The 19049-nt window shown below is 64.9% G+C and carries 17 protein-coding genes; 9 read left to right on the top strand and 8 right to left on the bottom strand.

Annotated features, from left to right (window positions below; all coding sequences use genetic code 11):
* The first annotated feature begins 5 nt into the window (after positions 1–5).
* From murJ to OC446_RS02735, 4 genes are all read left to right on the top strand, one after another.
* Positions 6–1532 (top strand): murein biosynthesis integral membrane protein MurJ, encoded by a 1527-nt coding sequence (gene murJ, locus OC446_RS02750; protein WP_262027512.1) that lies wholly within the window; start codon positions 6–8, stop codon positions 1530–1532.
* Positions 1533–1618: 86 nt separating this feature from the next.
* The gene (locus OC446_RS02745; protein ID WP_262027511.1) at positions 1619–2041 is read left to right on the top strand and encodes a DUF5602 domain-containing protein; all 423 of its coding nucleotides are present in this window, start codon (positions 1619–1621) and stop codon (positions 2039–2041) included.
* Positions 2042–2139: 98 nt separating this feature from the next.
* On the top strand, positions 2140–2553 hold the full coding sequence (locus tag OC446_RS02740; RefSeq protein WP_262027510.1) for a plastocyanin/azurin family copper-binding protein: 414 nt from the start codon (positions 2140–2142) through the stop codon (positions 2551–2553).
* Between the two features lie 68 nt (positions 2554–2621).
* The gene (locus OC446_RS02735; protein ID WP_262027509.1) at positions 2622–3323 is read left to right on the top strand and encodes an RNA polymerase sigma factor; all 702 of its coding nucleotides are present in this window, start codon (positions 2622–2624) and stop codon (positions 3321–3323) included.
* 26 nt (positions 3324–3349) lie between these two features.
* Here OC446_RS02735 and OC446_RS02730 read toward each other — a convergent pair whose 3' ends face one another.
* The 4 genes from OC446_RS02730 to OC446_RS02715 all read right to left on the bottom strand — a co-directional run bounded on the left by OC446_RS02730 (position 3350) and on the right by OC446_RS02715 (position 7902).
* Positions 3350–4528, bottom strand: a complete 1179-nt coding sequence (locus OC446_RS02730; protein WP_262027508.1) for an adenylate/guanylate cyclase domain-containing protein — start codon at positions 4526–4528, stop codon at positions 3350–3352.
* 147 nt (positions 4529–4675) lie between these two features.
* A complete protein-coding gene (locus tag OC446_RS02725; protein WP_262027507.1) occupies positions 4676–5395 on the bottom strand; it encodes a DUF1194 domain-containing protein in 720 nt (239 codons plus the stop codon).
* A 178-nt stretch (positions 5396–5573) separates the two neighbouring features.
* Positions 5574–6920, bottom strand: coding sequence for an esterase-like activity of phytase family protein (locus tag OC446_RS02720; RefSeq protein WP_262027506.1), 1347 nt, complete (start codon positions 6918–6920; stop codon positions 5574–5576).
* A gap of 106 nt (positions 6921–7026) precedes the next feature.
* The gene (locus tag OC446_RS02715; RefSeq protein ID WP_262027505.1) at positions 7027–7902 is read right to left on the bottom strand and encodes a branched-chain amino acid aminotransferase; all 876 of its coding nucleotides are present in this window, start codon (positions 7900–7902) and stop codon (positions 7027–7029) included.
* A 167-nt stretch (positions 7903–8069) separates the two neighbouring features.
* Between OC446_RS02715 and OC446_RS02710 the strand changes: the two genes are divergently transcribed.
* Entirely contained in the window at positions 8070–8744 is a 675-nt protein-coding gene (locus OC446_RS02710; RefSeq protein ID WP_262027504.1) for a haloacid dehalogenase type II, read from the top strand.
* A gap of 163 nt (positions 8745–8907) precedes the next feature.
* On the opposite strand, the gene OC446_RS02705 is transcribed toward OC446_RS02710, so the two are convergent.
* The 4 genes from OC446_RS02705 to OC446_RS02690 form a co-directional block, all read right to left on the bottom strand.
* Positions 8908–9261, bottom strand: coding sequence for an endonuclease domain-containing protein (locus OC446_RS02705; RefSeq protein WP_262027503.1), 354 nt, complete (start codon positions 9259–9261; stop codon positions 8908–8910).
* Positions 9262–9284: 23 nt separating this feature from the next.
* Positions 9285–10667, bottom strand: coding sequence for a M20/M25/M40 family metallo-hydrolase (locus tag OC446_RS02700; protein ID WP_262027502.1), 1383 nt, complete (start codon positions 10665–10667; stop codon positions 9285–9287).
* A gap of 79 nt (positions 10668–10746) precedes the next feature.
* The gene (locus OC446_RS02695) at positions 10747–11205 is read right to left on the bottom strand and encodes a GNAT family N-acetyltransferase (RefSeq protein ID WP_262027501.1); all 459 of its coding nucleotides are present in this window, start codon (positions 11203–11205) and stop codon (positions 10747–10749) included.
* Positions 11206–11235: 30 nt separating this feature from the next.
* The gene (locus OC446_RS02690) at positions 11236–12774 is read right to left on the bottom strand and encodes a DUF853 domain-containing protein (protein ID WP_262027665.1); all 1539 of its coding nucleotides are present in this window, start codon (positions 12772–12774) and stop codon (positions 11236–11238) included.
* A gap of 124 nt (positions 12775–12898) precedes the next feature.
* Here OC446_RS02690 and OC446_RS02685 point away from each other — a divergent pair, with 124 nt between their 5' ends.
* The 4 genes from OC446_RS02685 (at position 12899) to scpA (ending at position 18986) form a co-directional block, all read left to right on the top strand.
* A complete protein-coding gene (locus OC446_RS02685; protein ID WP_262027500.1) occupies positions 12899–13279 on the top strand; it encodes a DUF2267 domain-containing protein in 381 nt (126 codons plus the stop codon).
* A gap of 761 nt (positions 13280–14040) precedes the next feature.
* Positions 14041–16014, top strand: a complete 1974-nt coding sequence (locus tag OC446_RS02680; RefSeq protein ID WP_262027499.1) for a methylmalonyl-CoA mutase subunit beta — start codon at positions 14041–14043, stop codon at positions 16012–16014.
* Positions 16015–16214: 200 nt separating this feature from the next.
* Complete coding sequence (locus tag OC446_RS02675; protein WP_262027498.1) at positions 16215–16586, top strand: hypothetical protein; 372 nt, start codon at positions 16215–16217, stop codon at positions 16584–16586.
* Positions 16587–16823: 237 nt separating this feature from the next.
* Positions 16824–18986 carry a methylmalonyl-CoA mutase gene (gene scpA, locus OC446_RS02670; protein ID WP_262027497.1) on the top strand — a complete coding sequence of 721 codons (2163 nt, stop codon included), beginning with the start codon at positions 16824–16826 and terminating at the stop codon, positions 18984–18986.
* Positions 18987–19049: the final 63 nt, after the last annotated feature.

Here is a 19049-nt window from a genome sequence, read left to right as displayed (position 1 = left end):
CGGCGATGCTCCGCAAGATCCTCTCCGTCGGCGGCTGGACGCTGGTCTCGCGCCTGACCGGCTTCATCCGCGACGTCGTGCTGGCCGCCGTGATGGGCGTCGGCCCCATCGCCGATGCGTTCTTCGTGGCCTTCCGCATCCCAAACCATTTCCGGGCCATCTTCGGCGAAGGCGCGTTCAACAACGCGTTCCTGCCGGCCTATGCACAGGTTCTCGAAACGGAAGGCGAGCAATCCGCCCGTTCCTTCGCGAGCCGCATCACGACCCTGATGCTCGTCGTGCAGCTCGCGCTCCTCGCCGTCGCCTTCGCGGCCATGCCCTGGGTCGTGACCCTGCTCGCCCCCGGCTTTTCGGACGAGCCGGCGAAGTTCGACCTTGCGGTGACGCTGACGCGGATCACGTTCCCGTACCTGCTCTTCATCACCATCGTGACGATCTATTCGGGCATCCTCAACGCCCATGACCGGTTCTGGGCGGCCGCGGCGGCTCCGATCCTGCTCAACGTCGCCATGATCGTCGCCTTAGGCGTCGTCTTCCTGTTCCCCAATGCCGGCTATGCGGCCGCCTGGGGCGTGACTCTGTCGGGCGCGCTGCAGCTCATCCTGGTCTGGTGGGATGCCCGAAAGATCGAGTCCAGTCCCGGACTGGAACGTCCCCGCATCGACACTCCGATGAAGACCTTCTTCAAGGCCCTTGGACCGGCCGTGATCGGGTCCGCCGGCGTCCAGCTCGCCATCTTCGCCGACACGATCATCGCGTCCTTCCTGCCGACGGGCGCAGTGTCGTCCCTCTATTATGCGGACAGGCTCTATCAGCTGCCCCTAGGCGTCATCGGCATCGCGGCCGGCACCGTGCTGCTGCCCGAGATGAGCCGCCGCATCGCGGCCGGCGACGAGGCCGGTGCCTATGCGGCCCAGAACCGGACGGTGGGCCTGACGCTCGCGCTCGCGGCCCCCTTCCTGGTGGCCTTCATGGTCATGCCTGAACTCATCATGTCGGCCCTGTTCCAGCGCGGCGCCTTCGATGCAGAGGCGGCCGCGCGGGCCGGCGCCGTCCTGGCGGCTTACGGTCTCGGCCTCCCCGCGGCCGTGCTGATCCGCTCCGCCGTGTCGAGCTTCTACGCCCGCTCTGACACCGCCACGCCGCTGATTGCGTCTCTGACGGCCGTCGGGGTCAACGTCATCGTCAAGATCATGCTCATGCAGACCTACGGCGTCATCGGCCTGGCCCTGGGCACCGCCATCGGCGTCTGGGTCAATCTGGGGCTGCTCTTCATCCTGGCCTATCGCCGCGGCTGGACAGCTCCGAGCGCGACGCTGGGCCGGACCTGCCTTGCCATCGGGGCGGCCGCTCTCCTCCTCACCATCTTCGCCTGGTTCGCCCCGGGACCTATCGCGGCCTGGACGCACCGGCTCCCGGCCTGGCGGACCGAAGCCCTCCTCGCTGTGCTCGGCGCCACCGGGGCCGTGATCTATGGCGGCGTCCTGCTGGCTGGCCTCAAGGTGCTGGGTATCAGGCTGTCCAGACGCTGATACCCCGGCTTGATCGGGAACCTTTTCACGTAGGCTCCATCCAATCAGATGCGCCGGGACTTACCTGGCCCTGAGAGGATGAGACTATGAAGATGCGCTTCGCTGCCGCTGCGATTGGAATTGCTGCACTCGCCATGCCGGCCTTGGCCGCCGATCAGGTCGAGAAAGCTCCCCCATCGGGAGCCTACAAGAAGGTAAGCGAGCTCGTGAAACTGCCCGATTTCCTGCCCGGACTCGGTCAGCTCTATGTCGACCCGAAGACCCTGCCGGCAGGCCCGTTCCTCGCATACGATCATGAGGGCCGGCTGGTCAGCACGGTCTATATGCTCCCGATCGAGGACCTCTCCAACAAGGACAAGCGCTTCGACGATCTCGCATCCCCTGGCGGAAAGGTCGACCACGTCGATGTCTACTTCAATGCAGGGCATCCAGGCGTCGAGAAGCCCCATGTGCATGTGGTCCTGTGGCATGTGCCGAAGGCCGACGAAACTCGGGTTGCGGGCAAATGATGCCGTCGCGACGGCATATCCTGCGGATCGGCGGCGGCCTTCTCGCCGGTCACGCATTCCCTCGCCTGCCCTTGGCCGGCGAGCCGGTCGAGATCAGGATGCAGGGCAATGCGGACGGTTCGCAGGTATGGTTCGATCCGGTCGGACTTCACGTTGAGCCCGATCAAGCGATCCGCTGGGTCAATCACGACCCTGGGAACTCGCATACGACAACCGCATATCATCCGAAGAATTTCGATCACCCACTCCGCATTCCTGAGCGTGCCGACCCATGGAACTCGGATTACCTACTGCCAAACGAAACCTTTTCGGTCACGCTCGAGGTGGAAGGAGTGTACGATTTCTTCTGTATTCCGCACGAGCATGCCGGAATGGTCGGACGGATCATCGTGGGAAGCCCAGGTCGCCCTCCTCCGAGCACCTCTGCCGCGCAGGCGCTCCCCGAGGTCGTCCTGCAGACATTCCCCTCGATTGACGAGATCATGCATCGGGGGGTCGTTCGCAGAACTTGAGTACCCCTCGTCGCGTAGGACTCGTTGAAACGCCCATTCATCTAACGGCCCGAGTCGGGAGACTGACCATGAAACCGGAAACCGCCGCAACGATACAGCTCGATGGCCTGGACGACCGGGCCTTGGTCGAGCGGGCCCGGAGGCAGGATGGGGCGGCTCTCCGCCTGATCATGGAGCGCCACAACCGCCAGCTCTATCACGTTGCACGCAGCGTCCTTCGTGACGACGCGGAGGCCGAGGATGTGGTGCAGGAAGCCTATCTTCGCGCCTTTACCCATCTGGAGGGTTTCCGCAGTGAGGCGCGCCTCGCAACATGGCTCACTCGGATTGCGCTGAATGAAGCGCTGGAACGTCTCCGAAAGCGGCGTCCCTCGGTCGACCTGCAACAGATCGACACGATCAACGAACAAGGGGAGGCCCGCGTGATCTACCTACCCTCAGCGCGCCAGGACGGGGATCCCGAGGCCGCGGCGGCCCGAGCCGAAATCCGGCGTTCGCTCGAACGGGCGATCGACGGACTACCGGACCCGTTCCGCATCGTCTTTGTTCTGCGGGATATCGAGGAGATGAGCATCGAAGCGACAGCAGGTCAGCTTGGGCTGCGTCCCGAGACAGTGAAGACGCGTCTTCACCGGGCCCGACGCCTCCTCCGGCAGAGCCTTCATGAAACGCTCTCGGCGGCCCTTACTGATGCGTTCCCCTTCGCGGGTACCCGCTGTGCACGGATCACGCAGACTGTTCTGGAGCGGCTAACCGACATGAAGTCGTAGCGTTTCTTCGATAGCCGCCAGGATCTTCAAGCCGTCCAGACGCTGACGGGCGCGAAGGTGAAGAGCTCCCGCTCCGCCGCGATGCCCCGCAGCCGATGACGACCGAGCGAGCGCACGGGCACCGGGCTCGCGGATGCGACGCTGTCGGACAGGATCACGGAGCAGTCGAGGTCGCTGCAGAGCGCCTCCATGCGGCCGACCTCGTTGACGGCGGGGCCGATCACCGTGAAATCGAGGCGCCCGGCCGCCCCGATATTGCCGTAGAACACGTCGCCACAATGGAGCGCGACATCCAGGCTGAGCGGTGTCTCGCCGACAAGGCGCCGGTTGGTCTCGGCATTACGTTCGAGCGCCGCCTGCGCGGCCCGAATAGCCGCCGCGCAGGCCTCCTCGCGGGAGCGTTCCTCCGTAATGGGAAAAGCCGCGAGGACACCGTCGCCCATGAACTTGAGAACCTCGCCGCCCTGCTCGGCCACCGGATCCGCCATGGCTTCCAGATGTCGGTCGAGCCGGGCAATCAAATCGATTCCGGCCGTGTCTGCCAGGGCCGTGAAGCCGCGCAGGTCCGCGAAGAGGAGCGCCGCCGTGATGGTGGTGCCAAACCCGCGCCGGATCTCGCCACTCAGGACCCGCCGGCCGGCGGAGAGCCCGACATAGGTGTCCAGCATCCCCACCGTGAGGTCGAAGAGCGTCATGCGATAGGCCGCGAGTCCCAGCAGGGGCAGAAGCGCGTCGATCCGCTCGATCTCCTCCGACCGAAAGCCTTCGGGGCGATCGCTGGCGAAGGAGATACCGATTCCCTGCAGGTCCGGGGCGCTGGCGTTGTCGAAACTGAAAAGGCGGGCAAGATAGTCGGTCCCACCTTCGCGGCGTATATCCTCGAACACGTCGAACTGGCGCGCATCCGGATCGTCGACCAGCCAATGGCAGCTGGTCTGCCCGGTCTGCATCATAAAGTTGAAGGGACTCTGCTGGAACGCATGGGCATTGCGCTCATGCGAGACGCCCTCGACGAGCAAACCGGCCGAGCGGGTCCAGACATGGGTATAGACTCGGATCGTCGGATTGACCGTCGGCATCGCGAGGTAGACGCGGACCAGCGGCATCCCTTCGGCCGCCAGGCGCTCGGCCAAGCCTGCGATGAGGGAGCCGACATCCGCTCCGCGCAGGCCCTGTTCGATGATCCAGTCTTGGAGATTCGCCATGGCGGCGAGTCTAGAGGTGATTCCACTGACGTGGAATCACCTCTCTTGTTTGTTTGACCGCATTTTCTGACGGTGAATCGAATCCACTTCATCGAAAAATGCTCTAGCATTCCGTTCGAGAATGTCTTCAGGCCCTGAACACCCTCGTCACCGGCCGGCATGGCGCGCGGCGCCGGCCGTTCCGGCGATCTCCGTCAGCAGCTTGCGGCGGGCGGCGACCGCGAAAGGACGCGTCTCGTCGGCGATCTCGACGAAGGAGCCGGGGCCGCCGATGACGCTCTGGCCGTAATAATCTTCCAGCGACATCCCGCCGGGTCCGCCCGGGCGGCCGCTGCCGGGTCGGCGGATCGCCAATGCGTTGATGGTGAAGCCTTTCGCGAGAGCGTCCGCCCTCGCCTGCTCCAGGGACCGGCCGTTCATGTTCGGACCGTCGCCCGACACGTCGATGACCTTGCGTGTGCCTTCATGGGCGTTGGTTTCGACGAGACGGACGGAGAAATCGATGGCGTTGGAGATGGAGTTGTAGCCATAGGCGCCCCGAGGCGCGCTCGTGAGCCTATCGGCGAAAACCTTCGCGCTCGCCGCATCGCGGATCACGTGCCAGTCGACGATGAGCACCTGGGAGCTCGGCCCGCCCCATTCCATGAAGGCCACGGCGATGGCTCCGAGGGGCCCGTCCTTGATGCCGTTGAGCACATCGGGGCTCGTGAGGGCTTCGGCCCAGCCCTGCCGCTGGAGACGCAGTTCGTCATCGTCGATGGAGCCCGATCCGTCGGCGGCGAAGACCAGCTCCAGGTCGACGGCTTCGGCCCATGCCGGGGCGTTCAGGAGAGAAAGTGCGACAAGGCCAGTCAGAACGGATCGCATCGAGGACTCCGGCGTTGAACGCGATGCTGGAGCCATTTAGGGCGTTCCGCAGCCGAGAAGGCAGTCGCGACGATCACAAGTTTGTTGAGGTCGTCGCGACATTCCGATTCGGAGATCCTATCCGCCACGTCAAGGCCGGGAGGTGATGACGTGGTGGAGCGGATAGCGCGGACGTGGATCACTTCGCCTTCAGCAGGTCCGCCACGTCGAGCAGAACGAATTCGTTGTCGTCCTGCTTGTTGGGCTCGCGGCTCGAGGAGAAGGGCAGATTGTTGTCGTTGCCGACGACGATGTGACGCTCATCGACCACATCCACGTTCTCGATGGTGAAGAACGGGAAGGTCAGCACCGTGTCGTTGAGAGGCTTTCTCGCCTTCTTGTTCGGGTCGGCGATCTGCATGAGATCGATATAGCCGATCTTACGGACCGGGTTGCCCACATTGGCGTCCGACAGCTCGACCTTCACGATGCGCTTGAACTTGGCGGGATCCTGGAAGCAGTCGGGACGCTTCTCGCCGGACGCACAGGCTTTGTCGGCGGTGCCCTCGCCGTTGTCGCGCTCGATGACGAGGCCCGTGGTGCCGTCGATCATGTTGAAGTCGCCGATGGCAAGGCCGTTCTGGTCGAGAACGTATTTCCAGTGGCGGCCGGTCCACTTCTCGCCCGCCACGTCGAATTCGAGGATGCGCAGGTATTCGCGCCCGTCGACGGTCTCCCACTGCTTCTTCTCGGCGTCCCAGACGGGACCTTCGAGAAGCGCGTAGAGGAACTTGCCGTCCTTGGAGGCGGCCATACCCTCATAGCCCTTGGAGCGGCGCACGTTGAAATTGACGGTCCCGTTGGGAGCCGGCGGCGTCGTTACGGCATAATGATCGGGCGAGCGGGCGGGCTTGCCGTCGACGACCGTCTCGAAGACGGCCTCGACCTTGCCCGAAAGGTCGGTCTTGATCAGGTAGGGTCCGAACTCCTCACCGATCCAGAGCTTGTCGCCGATGAGCTGGAAGCTCTCGAGGTCGAAATCGGATCCGGTCAGATAGCGCTTCTCGGTCGCCTCGTTGGAGATGCGGAACGGGACCTTCTTGTCCGGATCGTGCAGGAACACCGTCTCCAGGCGCTCGGCCGAGCCATTGGTCCAGTCGATGCGGTACCGGTTGAGATAGAGCATCGAATCGGGCGAGGTGGCCTTGGACCCGAACCCGTTGTCGGTGATCACCCAGAAGGTGCCGTCGCCCACGGACTTGATGCCGGAATGGCCCTGGAGCGGCTGTCCTTTGAACGGCAGCGTCACGCTGGTCGGACGATCGCCCGAGGTGCCCTCGACGGTGCCGAGAGCGTCGATGCGCTTGCCGGTCGTGAACTTGCCCGAAACCTTCAGGTCAGCCGGCGCATCCGCGGGAGCATCGACGAAGCTCAGGGCGGGCAGAACGGCATGGCCTGCAAGAACGGCGGGGAATTGCTGCTGTGCCAGGGCGCTTGTGCCGAGCAGCACGGTCAGAGGCAGCGCCGCGAGAAGACGGAGGGACATGGTGTAAACCTCGTTTGCTTGTTCAAGCGAGGTTGCTCTTGCAGGAGCCCCATGTCCCTCCGTTAACAGATCGGCGACAGGTCTAGCTCAGGTACGCGTCAAAGCGTCAGGCGGCCTTGAGGATGCCTTTGTCGTGGGCGAAAGCCCAGTAGAGCTCACGCGCCAGGCGGTAGAACGGGCCGGGCTGGAGGTCGCGGCCGTCGATGCGCAGCACCGGCATCACCTTGGAATAGTTGCCGGAGATGAAGATCTCGTCCGCCGTGGCGAAGTCCTCGTAGCGCAGCGTTCCCTCGACCACGGTCGTGCCGTCGTCGCGCAGGAGCTGGATCACTCGCTGGCGCGTGATCCCGTTAAGGAACGTCCCGTTCGGATACGGCGTGTAGACCACGCCGTCCTTGGCCATGAACACGTTGGACGTGCCGGTCTCGGCCACGTTGCCCAGGGCGTCGCAGACGAGCGCGTTGTCGAAGCCCTTCTCCTTCGCCTCGCGGATCACGCGGGCATTGTTGGGGTAGAGCGCCCCCGCCTTCGCGTCGGTCGGCATGGATTCGAGCGTCGGGCGGCGGAAGCTCGACTTCATGACGGAAAGGCCGCCCGGCACCGGCATCGGCGCCTCGAAGAGCGAGAGGCAGAACTGGGTCGATTCCGGATCCGGCGCGATGGTCGCCAGACCCTCGGCCTCGCCCCAGTACATGGGCTTCACGTAGAGCGCGGTCCCCGGCGCGAACTTCTTCACGCCCTCGCGGACGAGATCGATCATGGCCTGGGATTCCATGGTGGGCTTCAGCCCGATCGTCGGTGCCGAGCGGTTCACGCGCTCGCAATGCCGGTCGAGATCCGGCGCGACGCCCTCGAACACGCGTGCGCCGTCGAACACGGAGGAGCCGAGCCAGGAGACGTGGGAGCGCGGCCCGATCAGGGGCGGGTTGCCCTCATGCCATGCGCCGTCGAACCAGTTCCAGGTCTTCGAATACCAAGCCACTTTCTCAATCCTTTGGGTCAGAATGACTGCCGTATCGAATCCCTTGCGGACCGAACCGTCAATCGTCCCTTCGGCCATTGGCCCATAAAGACTTGTGATCGATTCCATGAGGAGGGCTGATCATTGGCCGGATTGCCATCGCGCATCACCGATGCGACTCTTGGCGCATGTCCTCGACGATCATCCCAGCCCGGGCCAAAGCCGTCATCTTCGATGCCTACGGAACATTGTTCGACGTCCACTCGGCCGTTGCCCGCCATATGGCCGAGATCGGGCCGGACGCTGCACGCTTCTCGGAGGTCTGGCGGTCCAAGCAGCTCGAATATTCCTGGGTGTTGTCGCTCGCAGGCCGTTACGAGACATTCTGGGTTTTGACCACGAAAGCGCTCGACTACGCTTTCGCCCGGTTTCCAGACGTGGATCCTTCGATCCGACCGCTCCTGCTGGAAGCGTATCGCAGCCTGGATGCCTATCCGGAAGTGCGGGAGACTTTGCGCGCTCTACGTAAGAAGGGCCGACAAACGGGCATCCTGTCGAATGGCGATCCGGGCATGCTTAACGCCGCCGTGGAATCAGCAGGCCTTGCCGACGATCTCGACGCGATCTTGTCCGTCGATGCGGCGCAGGTCTTCAAGACGAGCCCGAGTACCTACGAGCTTGTTCTTCGCGCCCTGTCCGTCACTGCCGACGAAGTCGTCTTCGTGTCCTCGAACCGTTGGGACATCGCAGGAGCCGCCGCCTTGGGCTTGACGCCCGTGTGGGTGAATCGGCTCGGCTTACCGGATGAATACCTGGAGCTTGCCCCGAGCGCGGTGATCGGGTCGGTGAGCGAGCTTGCTTAGAACGCTGATCCGCGACGCCTTCACCTCTCCCCGGTGGGGAGAGGTCGAGCGTAGCGAGGGTGAGGGGGAGAGCGCTCTCCGGAGAGGACACTAACCCCTCACCCGCGCCTGAAGACGCGACCTCTCCCTCTGGGAGAGGTGAGCCTGCGCCACGTTCTGCGACCTAGACATGAACCCGCCGATCGAGTTCGGCCAAGATCGTCTCCATGACACCCTGAAGATTGTCGTAGATGTCAGAATTCGAAATGCGAACGACTTGAAAACCGTAGGCTTCCAAACATCGAGAGCGCTCTTGATCTTTCCGTCCCTCTTCTTCGGTCGAATGGGTCGCTCCATCCACTTCGATGACGAGTTTCGCATCCAGACAGACGAAATCGACCGTGAACCGTTCGATCGGATGCTGACGCCTGAATTTCCAGCGCGCCAGCTTTCTGTTCCTCAAAGCCTGCCAGATCAGGGCCTCGGCGCTTGTTTGCCGCCGACGAAGATGCCGCGCCCTCTGTATGAACCGCTGCATCTACATCGGCCTCGCAAGCTGCCTTACTTCGCCAGAGCCGCCAGGATCCGCGCCCAGGAGCGGGTGCCTTTGTGGAAGCTCTTGAGGTCGTATTTCTCGTTCGGCGAGTGGATGCGGTCGTCATCGAGGCCGAAGCCGACGAAGAGAGTGTCGAGGCCCAGCGTGCGCTTGAAATCGCCGCCGACCGGGATCGAACCGCCCATGCCGATGACGATGGGATCCTTCTTCCATTCGTCGTGCAGGGCCGATTTCGCCGCCGTGATCGCCGGGAAATCGTGCGGAAGCGCCAGGGCGCGGGAGCCCTTGTGTTTGATGAACTCCACCGAGCAATCGGCCGGGATGCGCTCGCGCACGAAGGCCTGGAAGCTCTCGGAGATCTTCGCCGGATCCTGATCGCCCACGAGGCGGAAGGACACCTTGCAGCGCGCCTCGGACGCGATCACCGTCTTGGTGCCCTCGCCCGTATAACCGCCGATGATGCCGTTCACGTCGCAGGTGGGCCGCGACTGGATCTGCTCGATCAGCATGCGCCCCTTCTCGCCGGCCGAGTGCTTCAGCCCGACCTGACCGAGGAACTCCTCCTCGGTGAGATTGAGGCCCTTCCACTGCTCCAGAAGCTGCGTCGGCGTTTCCGACACGCCCTCGTAGAAATCCGGGATCGTGATGCGGCCGTTGTCGTCGTGGATCGCCGCGATGATCTTCGACAGCACATGGATCGGGTTGCGCGCCGCGCCGCCGAAGGTGCCGGAATGCAGGTCGCGGTCCGCGCAGCGCACGATCACTTCCTCATAGACCATGCCGCGCAGGGAGGACGTGATGGCGGGCGTCTCCTGATCCCACATGCCGGTGTCGCAGACGAGGGCCACGTCGGCCTTCAGCTCGGCCTTGTTGGCCTCGATGAACTCGGGCAGGAACTTGGAGCCGTCCTCTTCCGCCCCTTCGACGAGGAATGTGATGGTGATCGGCAGCGAGCCCGTCACGGCCTTCCAGGCGCGGCAGGCCTCCACGAAGGTCAGCACCTGACCCTTGTCGTCGGAGGAGCCGCGAGCGCTGATGGCCTTGCGCCCGTCCGGCAGCGTGATGATGCGGGGCTCGAAGGGAGGCCGCTCCCACAGCTCGAGTGGATCGACCGGCTGCACGTCGTAATGGCCGTAGAAGAGCACGTGCAGCTTCGCGTCGCCGCCGGCATGGCCGAGCACCACCGGATGCCCGCCCGTCTCGCGTAAGGAAGCCTCGACGCCGATGCCCTTCAGCTCGTCCACCAGCCATTGCCCGGCGGTGCGGCAATGATCCTTGTAGGCCGGATCGGTGGAGATGGAGGGAACCTTCAACCACTGGAACAACCGTTCCAGGGAGGCGTCGAGATCCGAATCGATCTTGGAGAGAACTTGGTCGAGCTGGGACATGGGGAACATCTGCCTTGTGAAAGGGTCGTCCCAAGACGTACCCTCATCGCTCCGGTCATCGCAAGCATGAGCTTTCGCCTCAGGGGTTGGAGGTCAACAGCTTCGTCATGTAGACGCGGCGGAAACCCTTATCTTCGGCGCGATGGGTCTCCACAAATCCGAGCCGCTCATAGAGACGAATGTTCTCGCGCATAGCCTCGTTCGTATAGAGCCGGATGGCTCTGAACCCACGCTCACGGGCCTGTTCTTCCGCAAAGGCGATCAGGGCACGCCCATAGCCGCGTCCATGCCGATCTGGATGGACGGCCACATTGTCGAGCAGCATGGCCCCGTCGTCCCGCGTGAGAACGAGGATTCCGGCCACCTCGTTCTCGACGACGAGCACATGGACGCAGCCCTTCGCGATGAGTGCGGCATAGTCGTCCAGCATCGGACCGGGCCTTTGCCCGATGAGCGGGATGTACGGCGAGTAGGCGGCCTGAACGATCGCTTCGACGGCGGCGAGATCGTCAGGTCGTGCCCGGCGGATATTCTGCATCGTCGATGCCAAGCGAGCGGCCGGCCAGCGCTACCGCTTCAACAGCCCGCCCAGGGTGCCGCGCACGATGGCGCGGCCGATGGAGCTTCCCTGGCGGCCGCCGATGGACTTGCCGATCTCGGCCGCGAGGCTTCCGACCGTCTGGTTGACCACCGTGCGCGTGACCTCGCGGGTCACCCGCTGCGTCATGGTCATGGAGCCCTTGCGCTGGCCCGACGTTCCGAAGAGGCCGCCGAGCATGTCCAGGATGCCCCCTCCTCCTTCCGCCGCCTTGGCATCGGCCGCGGCCTGCTCGGCCCGCTTGGCGAGCATCTCGTAGGCGGATTCCGGGTCGACCGGCTGGTCGTATTTTCCCCGTAACGGACTCGAGGCCATGATCTGCTGGCGTTCGGTCAGCTCGATCGGCCCGACCTGCGCCATGGGCGGGGCGATCAGGGTGCGCTCCACCATGGACGGAACGCCCTTCCCTTCGAGGGTCGAGACCAGGGCTTCGCCGACGCCGAGTTCGGTGATGGCCTTCTCCGTGTCGAAGGCCGGGTTCTGGCGGAAGGTCTGTGCCGCCACGCGCACCGCCTTCTGCTCGCGCGGGGTATAGGCACGCAGGGCATGCTGCACCCGGTTGCCGAGCTGAGCGAGAACGCTCTCCGGCACGTCGACCGGGTTCTGCGTGATGAAATAGACGCCGACCCCTTTCGACCGGATCAGCCGCACGACCCGCTCCACCGTCTCGACGAGCACCTTCGGGGCGTCGTTGAAGAGAAGGTGCGCCTCGTCGAAGAAGAACACGAGCTTGGGCTGGTCGAGATCGCCCACCTCCGGCAGCTCCTCGAACAATTCGGACATGAGCCAGAGAAGGAATGTGGCGTAGAGGCGCGGATTGCTCATCAGCTTGTCGGCCGCCAGGATGTTGACGACCCCGCGCCCGTCGCGATCCGTGCGCATCAGGTCCTTGATGTCGAGGGCCGGCTCACCGAGGAACTCGTCGCCCTGCTGGTTCTCCAGGACGAGGAGCTGGCGCAGGATCGTCCCGATGGTGGCCTTCGACACATTGCCGTAGGTGGTGGTGAGCTCGCCCGCATTGTCGGAGATGAGCTGCAGCAGCGCGCGCAGATCCTTCAGGTCGAGCAGCAGCAATCCCTGCTCGTCGGCGATCCGGAACGCGATGTTGAGCACGCCCTCCTGGGTGTCGTTGAGATCGAGGAGGCGGGAGAGGAGCAGCGGTCCCATCTCGGAGATCGTGGCCCGCACGCGATGCCCCTGCTCGCCGAACAGGTCCCAGAACACGACCGGGAACTTGTCCGGCACGTACTCGACGCCGATCTCCTTGGCGCGCCTGACCAGGGGCTCCTTGCCGTTACCGGGAGCGGCCATGCCGGAGAGATCACCCTTGATATCGGCGGCGAAGACCGGGACGCCCGCATTGGAGAAACCCTCCGCCAGCACCTGCAGCGAGACGGTCTTGCCCGTGCCCGTAGCGCCGGTCACCAGGCCATGGCGGTTGGCGAGCCTCAGATCCAGATATTCCGGCTTGGTGCTTTTCCCGATGAAGATCTTTCCGTCTTCGAGCATCATGTTTCTCCCAACTCGCTCGAAGGATCTTAGATGTCCTGTGGCGAGTTTCCACTGTCGGGTTCCTTGATTTAATAGTTTAGATATGAACTATCAGGCCCATTCCAGTATTCAGGAGAATCAGATGGAAGAACTCATCGCCCGCATCACGCAGAAGACCGGCCTCGATCAGGCGACCGCCCACAAGGCCATCGGGCTTATCCTGGGTTATCTCCAGAAGGAGGGACCGCAGACCGAGGTCAACCAGCTGATCGAAGCGCTGCCAGGAGCCCAGGAAGCCATCGAGCAATCCAAGACCGGCGCGAGCGGAGGCCTCATGGGCATGGTCGGCTCCATGGGCGGCGGCGTGATGGCGCTGGGCGGCCAGCTCATGGGCATCGGCGTCTCCATGGGCCAGATGCAGCCCCTCGGCAAGGAGCTCTTCGCCTATGGCCGCGAGAAGGCCGGCGAAGACACGATGGGCACCATCATGGGCTCGATTCCCGGCCTGTCGCAGTTCGTCTGAACCGTCTTGCTCCATGCCCGGCCTCGTGCCGGGCATTCACGTCTTGGCGACGGTGCGGCTCCGAAGACGTGGGTGGCCGGCACAAGGCCGGCCATGACGGCGCGGGTGTGGTGCTGATCCGTTCATGTCAAAGAGCCAGCACCTGTGGGCCCGCAGCTTGCGCTGCGAGCCTGCAGGGTCGAGGGTGGCGTGTCGGGCAGCCCGGCTCGCTGTGTGTAGGTTTGTTGGAAGAGCCGAACTGCTCGTCCCGCACGGTACTTTTAGGCGTTTAGACTTGGACCAGCACATGGCTGCCAAGGGCCTCCGGCCACAGGGGTGCGAGACCTGCGACAGGACCGTTCCCCGCCCCGTTCTTGCGACGCCTCGCGAGCGCGCCCCTCGTCAGGCGGGGATGGGTAATGATATAGCTAAGGTTAATCCTGCTGTCAAGAACAAAGTAAGAACATCGCATCGACCTCTCCACCCAGAGCCCTCATCTTGAGGAGCCGCGTAGCGGCGTATCGAAGGAGGCTCCAGTGATCTCTGGAAGCGCCCTCGTCCTTCGAGACGGTCACTGGCGTGACCTCCTCAGGATGAGGGCTGTGGTGTGGCCCGCAGATGGAAATCGCCGGCACAAGGACGGCCATGACGGCGGAGGAAGAAGAGTTGCAGAGGAACGACCGCACACCCACGCAATGCCGCCCTTTGGGGCATTCCCACTCTCGCCCCGTCCCGGTATTGTCCGGCGCAACCGATGAGCCCTCCTTCGGATGAGGACACCTATGGACGATCTCTCTCTCGCGGCCGATTTTCCGCAAGCCACCCGCGAGCAATGGCTGAAGCGGGTCGAGGGCGTGCTGAAGGGCGCGGACTTCGGGAAGAAGCTCGTCGCCCGCAGCCATGACGGGATCGATATCCAGCCGCTCTATCCCAAGGCAGAGGGATCCGCCCCCGTCGCGCGCGAGCAGGCGGGCCGCTGGCGGATCTCGCAGCGCCTGGACCATCCCGATCCCGAGAAGGCCAACGACCTCGCCCTCCTCGATCTCGAAGGCGGCGCCGACGCCCTGACGCTGGTGATCCACAAGGCCCCCGCCGCGCGCGGCTTCGGCGTGCGGATCGGCTCCCTCGACGATCTCGATCGGGCACTGTCGGGCGTGATGCTGGACCTCATCCATCTGCGAGTCGATGCGGGCGGGCATGGCCGCCAGATGGCCGCGCTGGTCCTCGCCCTGGCGGCGCGGCGGGGGCACAAGCTCGCCGATCTCTCTCTCGATCTCGGCCTCGATCCCGTCGGCGCCATGGCCGCGCAGGGGAAGATGTCCGCCTCCTGGAGCACCATGGCCGGGCGGATGGGCGACACCCTCGGCCACCTGACGGAGCAAGGCTTTGCCGGCCGCGCCTTCCTGGCGGACGGTCGCGTCTATCACGAGGCCGGAGCCAGCGAGGCGCAGGAACTCGCCGCCGTGCTGGCGACGGGCGTCGGTTACCTGCGTGCCCTGGAGACGCAGGGGCACATGCTCGAAGCCGCCCGGCGGGCGCTCTCCTTTCTTCTCGTGGCCGATGCGGACGAGTTCCTCACCGTGGCGAAGCTGCGGGCCCTGCGGCGCCTCTGGGCGCGGGTGGAGCAGGCCTGCGGTCTCGACCCGAAGCCCATTCGCCTCCATGCGGAAACCGCCTGGCGCATGACCTCAAGGCGCGATCCTTGGGTGAACATGCTGCGCACGACCGTGGCGGCCTTCTCGGCCGGAATCGGCGGCGCGGATTCGGTCACGGTTCTGCCGTTCACGGCGGCGCTTGGCCTGCCCGACGCCTTCGCCCGCCGGGTCGCTCGCAACACGCAACTTATCCTGCTCGACGAATCGAACCTTTCCCGCGTGGCCGATCCGGCTGCGGGCGCGGGCGGATTCGAGGCGCTCACCGATGCCCTGTGCGACAAGGCCTGGGGGCTGTTCCAGGAGATCGAGCGCGAGGGCGGCATTCTGGAGAGCCTCAAGGGCGACAAGCTCCAGGCCCGTATCGCCGCCGTCCGAACGCAGCGGGAGAAAGCCGTCGCCACCCGCCGGGAGCCGATCACCGGCACGAGCGAGTTCCCGAACATCCATGAGGCGCAGGTCACCGTGCTGATGCCGGCTTCGGAGGAGCCCTCCTCTCCCAAGGGCGAAGACAAAGCGGCGGGAGAGCAGGTCGCGCCTGCGGAAACCTCCTTCTCGGCCCTGGTCCGGATGGCCGGACAGGGGGCGACCCTGCTCCAATTGGTCGGCACGGCGTCCGGCCCCTCGCCTGTCGCGATCGCGCCCCTGCCCTCGACCCGGATAGCCGAGCCCTTCGAGCGCCTGCGCGACCGGGCGGACGCGCATCTCGCCAAGACGGGGGAGCGGCCGAAGATCTTCCTCGCCAATCTTGGGCCGATCGCGGCCTTCACGGCCCGCGCCACCTTCGCGAAGAACTTCTTCGAGGCGGGCGGCATCGAAGCGGTCACGAACGACGGATTTTCGGACAACGACGCGCTTCGGAAGGCCTATCTCGACAGCAAGGCCAGGCTGGCCTGCATCTGCTCCACCGATGAAATCTACGAGAAGCACGCGGAAGGTGCCGCCCAGGCTCTCGGTTTGGCGGGATCGCCCCTCATCGCCCTCGCGGGACGACCGGGCGAACGGGAGGAGCCGCTGACCCGGGCCGGGATCACGACCTTCATCTTTGCCGGATGCGACGCGCTGGCGATCCTGAACCGGGCGCTCGACGAGGCCTGCTCGTAAGTCTAAAGCATCGAACGCAAAAGCGGGCGCCGGTTTCGCGTGGAAAGATGCGACAAAACAAAAACTTAGCGCATCGGACGCGAGTTCGAATGCACGTCCGATGCGCTAGGCGGCTCACGGAAAGCTGAGGCGCCGCGCAGGAACCGGCCCCGGAGACCTCCCGTTGGTTCAGCCTGTTTCACGGTATTCCGGAGCCTTCCATGCGTGTGATGTCCTGTCTCGGGGCGGCGGCCCTGACAGCTCTCGTCCTGTCTCCCCCGGCCCATGCACAGCAGTCCAACCGTTTCGATGGCCGCTGGAGCGTCGAGGTCGTCACGGAGAACGGCTCCTGCGACCGGGCCTACCGCTACGCCGTGATCGTCGAGAACGGGCGCGCCCGCTATGGCGGCCCGGAGAACTTCGACGTGAACGGCCAGGTCGGCCGGAACGGCGCCGTCTCCGCCAGCATCTCCCGCGGCAAGGACCGGGCCGACGTCACCGGAGGCCTGTCCGGCAGCACCGGTCGCGGCACATGGTCGACCTCGGGCGGCCGGGCCTGCTCGGGCTACTGGAACGCGGAGAAGCGGGGATGACGTCAGAGCGTGTCATTCCCGGCCGGAGCGCAGCGGAGGGGAAGGGAATCCACGATCGGGCGCAACGCCATGGATCCCCTTCCCGGCCTGCGGCCGCCGGGGATGACACTCACCACGTTACGGCCGACGATGACGCAACGGCAGGCCAGACCCACCTTCTCCGACCATGCGCCGATAGCATCCCGGTTCCGGATGCCCTAAAATGATGCGGTTCACATTGTTTCACCCGTCAAGGCCATGACCAGCATCCCGGACTTTTCGAGCGTCGCCTTCACTGACGCTCTCCTGGCATCCTCCTCTCGGGGGAGCGCCGAGCCCTGGCTCACGCCGGAGGGTATCGCGGTCAGGGCCGCCTATGGCCCCGAGGATCGCGCCGGCCTCGACTTCCTCGACACCTGGCCGGGCCTCGCACCGTTCCTGCGCGGTCCGTACCCGACCATGTACGTCAACCAGCCCTGGACCGTGCGCCAATATGCGGGTTTCTCCACGGCCGAGGATTCCAACGCCTTCTACCGCCGCAACCTCGCGGCCGGCCAGAAGGGCCTGTCGGTTGCCTTCGATCTCGCCACCCATCGCGGCTACGATTCCGACCATCCGCGCGTTTCGGGCGACGTGGGCATGGCGGGGGTCGCCATCGATTCGATCTACGACATGCGCACGCTGTTCGCCGGCATTCCGCTCGACCAGATGAGCGTGTCGATGACCATGAACGGCGCGGTGCTGCCGATCCTCGCGCTCTACATCGTGGCCGCCGAGGAACAGGGCGTGCCGCCGGAGAAGCTCTCCGGCACGATCCAGAACGACATCCTGAAAGAGTTCATGGTGCGCAACACCTACATCTACCCGCCCAAGGGGTCGATGCGCATCATCTCGGATATCTTCGGCTACACCTCGCAGCACATGCCGAAGTTCAACTCGATCTCGATCTCCGGCTATCACATGCAGGAAGCCGGCGCGACGCAGGACCTGGAGCTCGCCTACACGCTCGCCGACGGGGTCGAGTACATCCGCGCCGGGATCGCCGCGGGTCTGACCATCGACCAGTTCGCGCCGCGCCTGTCCTTCTTCTGGGCGGTCGGCATGAACTTCTTCATGGAAGTCGCCAAGATGCGCGCCGCGCGCCTCCTCTGGGCGAAGCTCGTGAAGGGCTTCAACCCGCAGAGCGAGAAGTCCCTGCCGCTGCGCACGCACTCGCAGACATCCGGCTGGTCGCTCACCGCGCAGGACGTGTTCAACAACGTCACGCGCACCTGCATCGAGGCGATGGCGGCGACACAAGGGCATACGCAGTCGCTCCACACCAACGCGCTGGACGAAGCCTTGGCGCTGCCGACGGACTTCTCGGCGCGCATCGCCCGCAACACGCAGCTGTTCCTGCAGCAGGAAAGCGGTACCACGCGCATCATCGACCCCTGGGGCGGCTCCTATTATGTCGAGCGCCTGACCTACGAGTTGGCACAGAAGGCCTGGAGCCACATCCAGGAGGTGGAAGCCTTGGGCGGCATGGCGAAAGCCATCGAGGCGGGCATCCCGAAGCTGAAGATCGAGGAGGCGGCGGCCCGCACGCAGGCGCGCATCGATTCCGGCCATCAGAAGATCGTCGGCGTGAACGCCTTCCGCACCACGGACGAGGCCGCCATCGACATTCTGAAGGTGGACAACGCCGCCGTGCGCGCGAGCCAGATCGAGAAGCTCAGGCGCCTGAAGGCCGAGCGCAACCAGGCCGACGTGGATGCGGCACTGGCCGCCCTGTCGCAGGCGGCGGCGGGCGAAGGCAACCTGCTCGATCTCGCCGTGAAGGCCGCCCGCGCCAAGGCGACGGTAGGCGAGATTTCTGACGCGCTGGAGAAGGTCTGGGGCCGTCACCGGGCCGAGATCAAGGCGATCTCGGGCGTGTACAAACGGGAGGTCGGCATGGCGTCGCCAGCCGTGGAGAAGGTCCGCACCCTGGTCGAGCAATTCGAGCACGACGACGGCCGGCGCCCGCGCATCCTCGTCGCCAAGATGGGCCAGGACGGGCACGACCGCGGCCAGAAGGTGATCGCCTCGGCATTCGCCGACCTCGGCTTCGACGTGGATATCGGCCCCCTCTTCGCGACACCCGCCGAAGCAGCCCGCCAGGCGATCGAGAACGACGTGCACATCATCGGCGTGTCGTCGCTCGCCGCAGGTCACCTCACGCTCGTGCCCGAGCTGAAGGCCGAACTCGCCAAGTTCGGCCGCGACGACATCATGATCGTGGTCGGCGGCGTGATCCCGCCGCAGGATTTCGATGCGCTGTACCAAGCCGGCGCCTCGGCGATCTTCCCGCCGGGCACTGTGATCGCCGACGCGGCCGTCGACTTGATCGGAGATCTGAACAAGCGGCTCGGTTACGGACCCAAGCAGGCGGCGGAGTAGATCCGCCGCCCAATCCTGCCGGTCAGAAGCAGCGCATGAACGATGAGCCTTCGTGGGGGCCTC

The sequence above is a fragment of the Microvirga sp. Mcv34 genome, from assembly GCF_024519725.1.
Taxonomy (GTDB): domain Bacteria; phylum Pseudomonadota; class Alphaproteobacteria; order Rhizobiales; family Beijerinckiaceae; genus Microvirga.
This window is presented reverse-complemented; position numbering and strand designations above follow the sequence as displayed.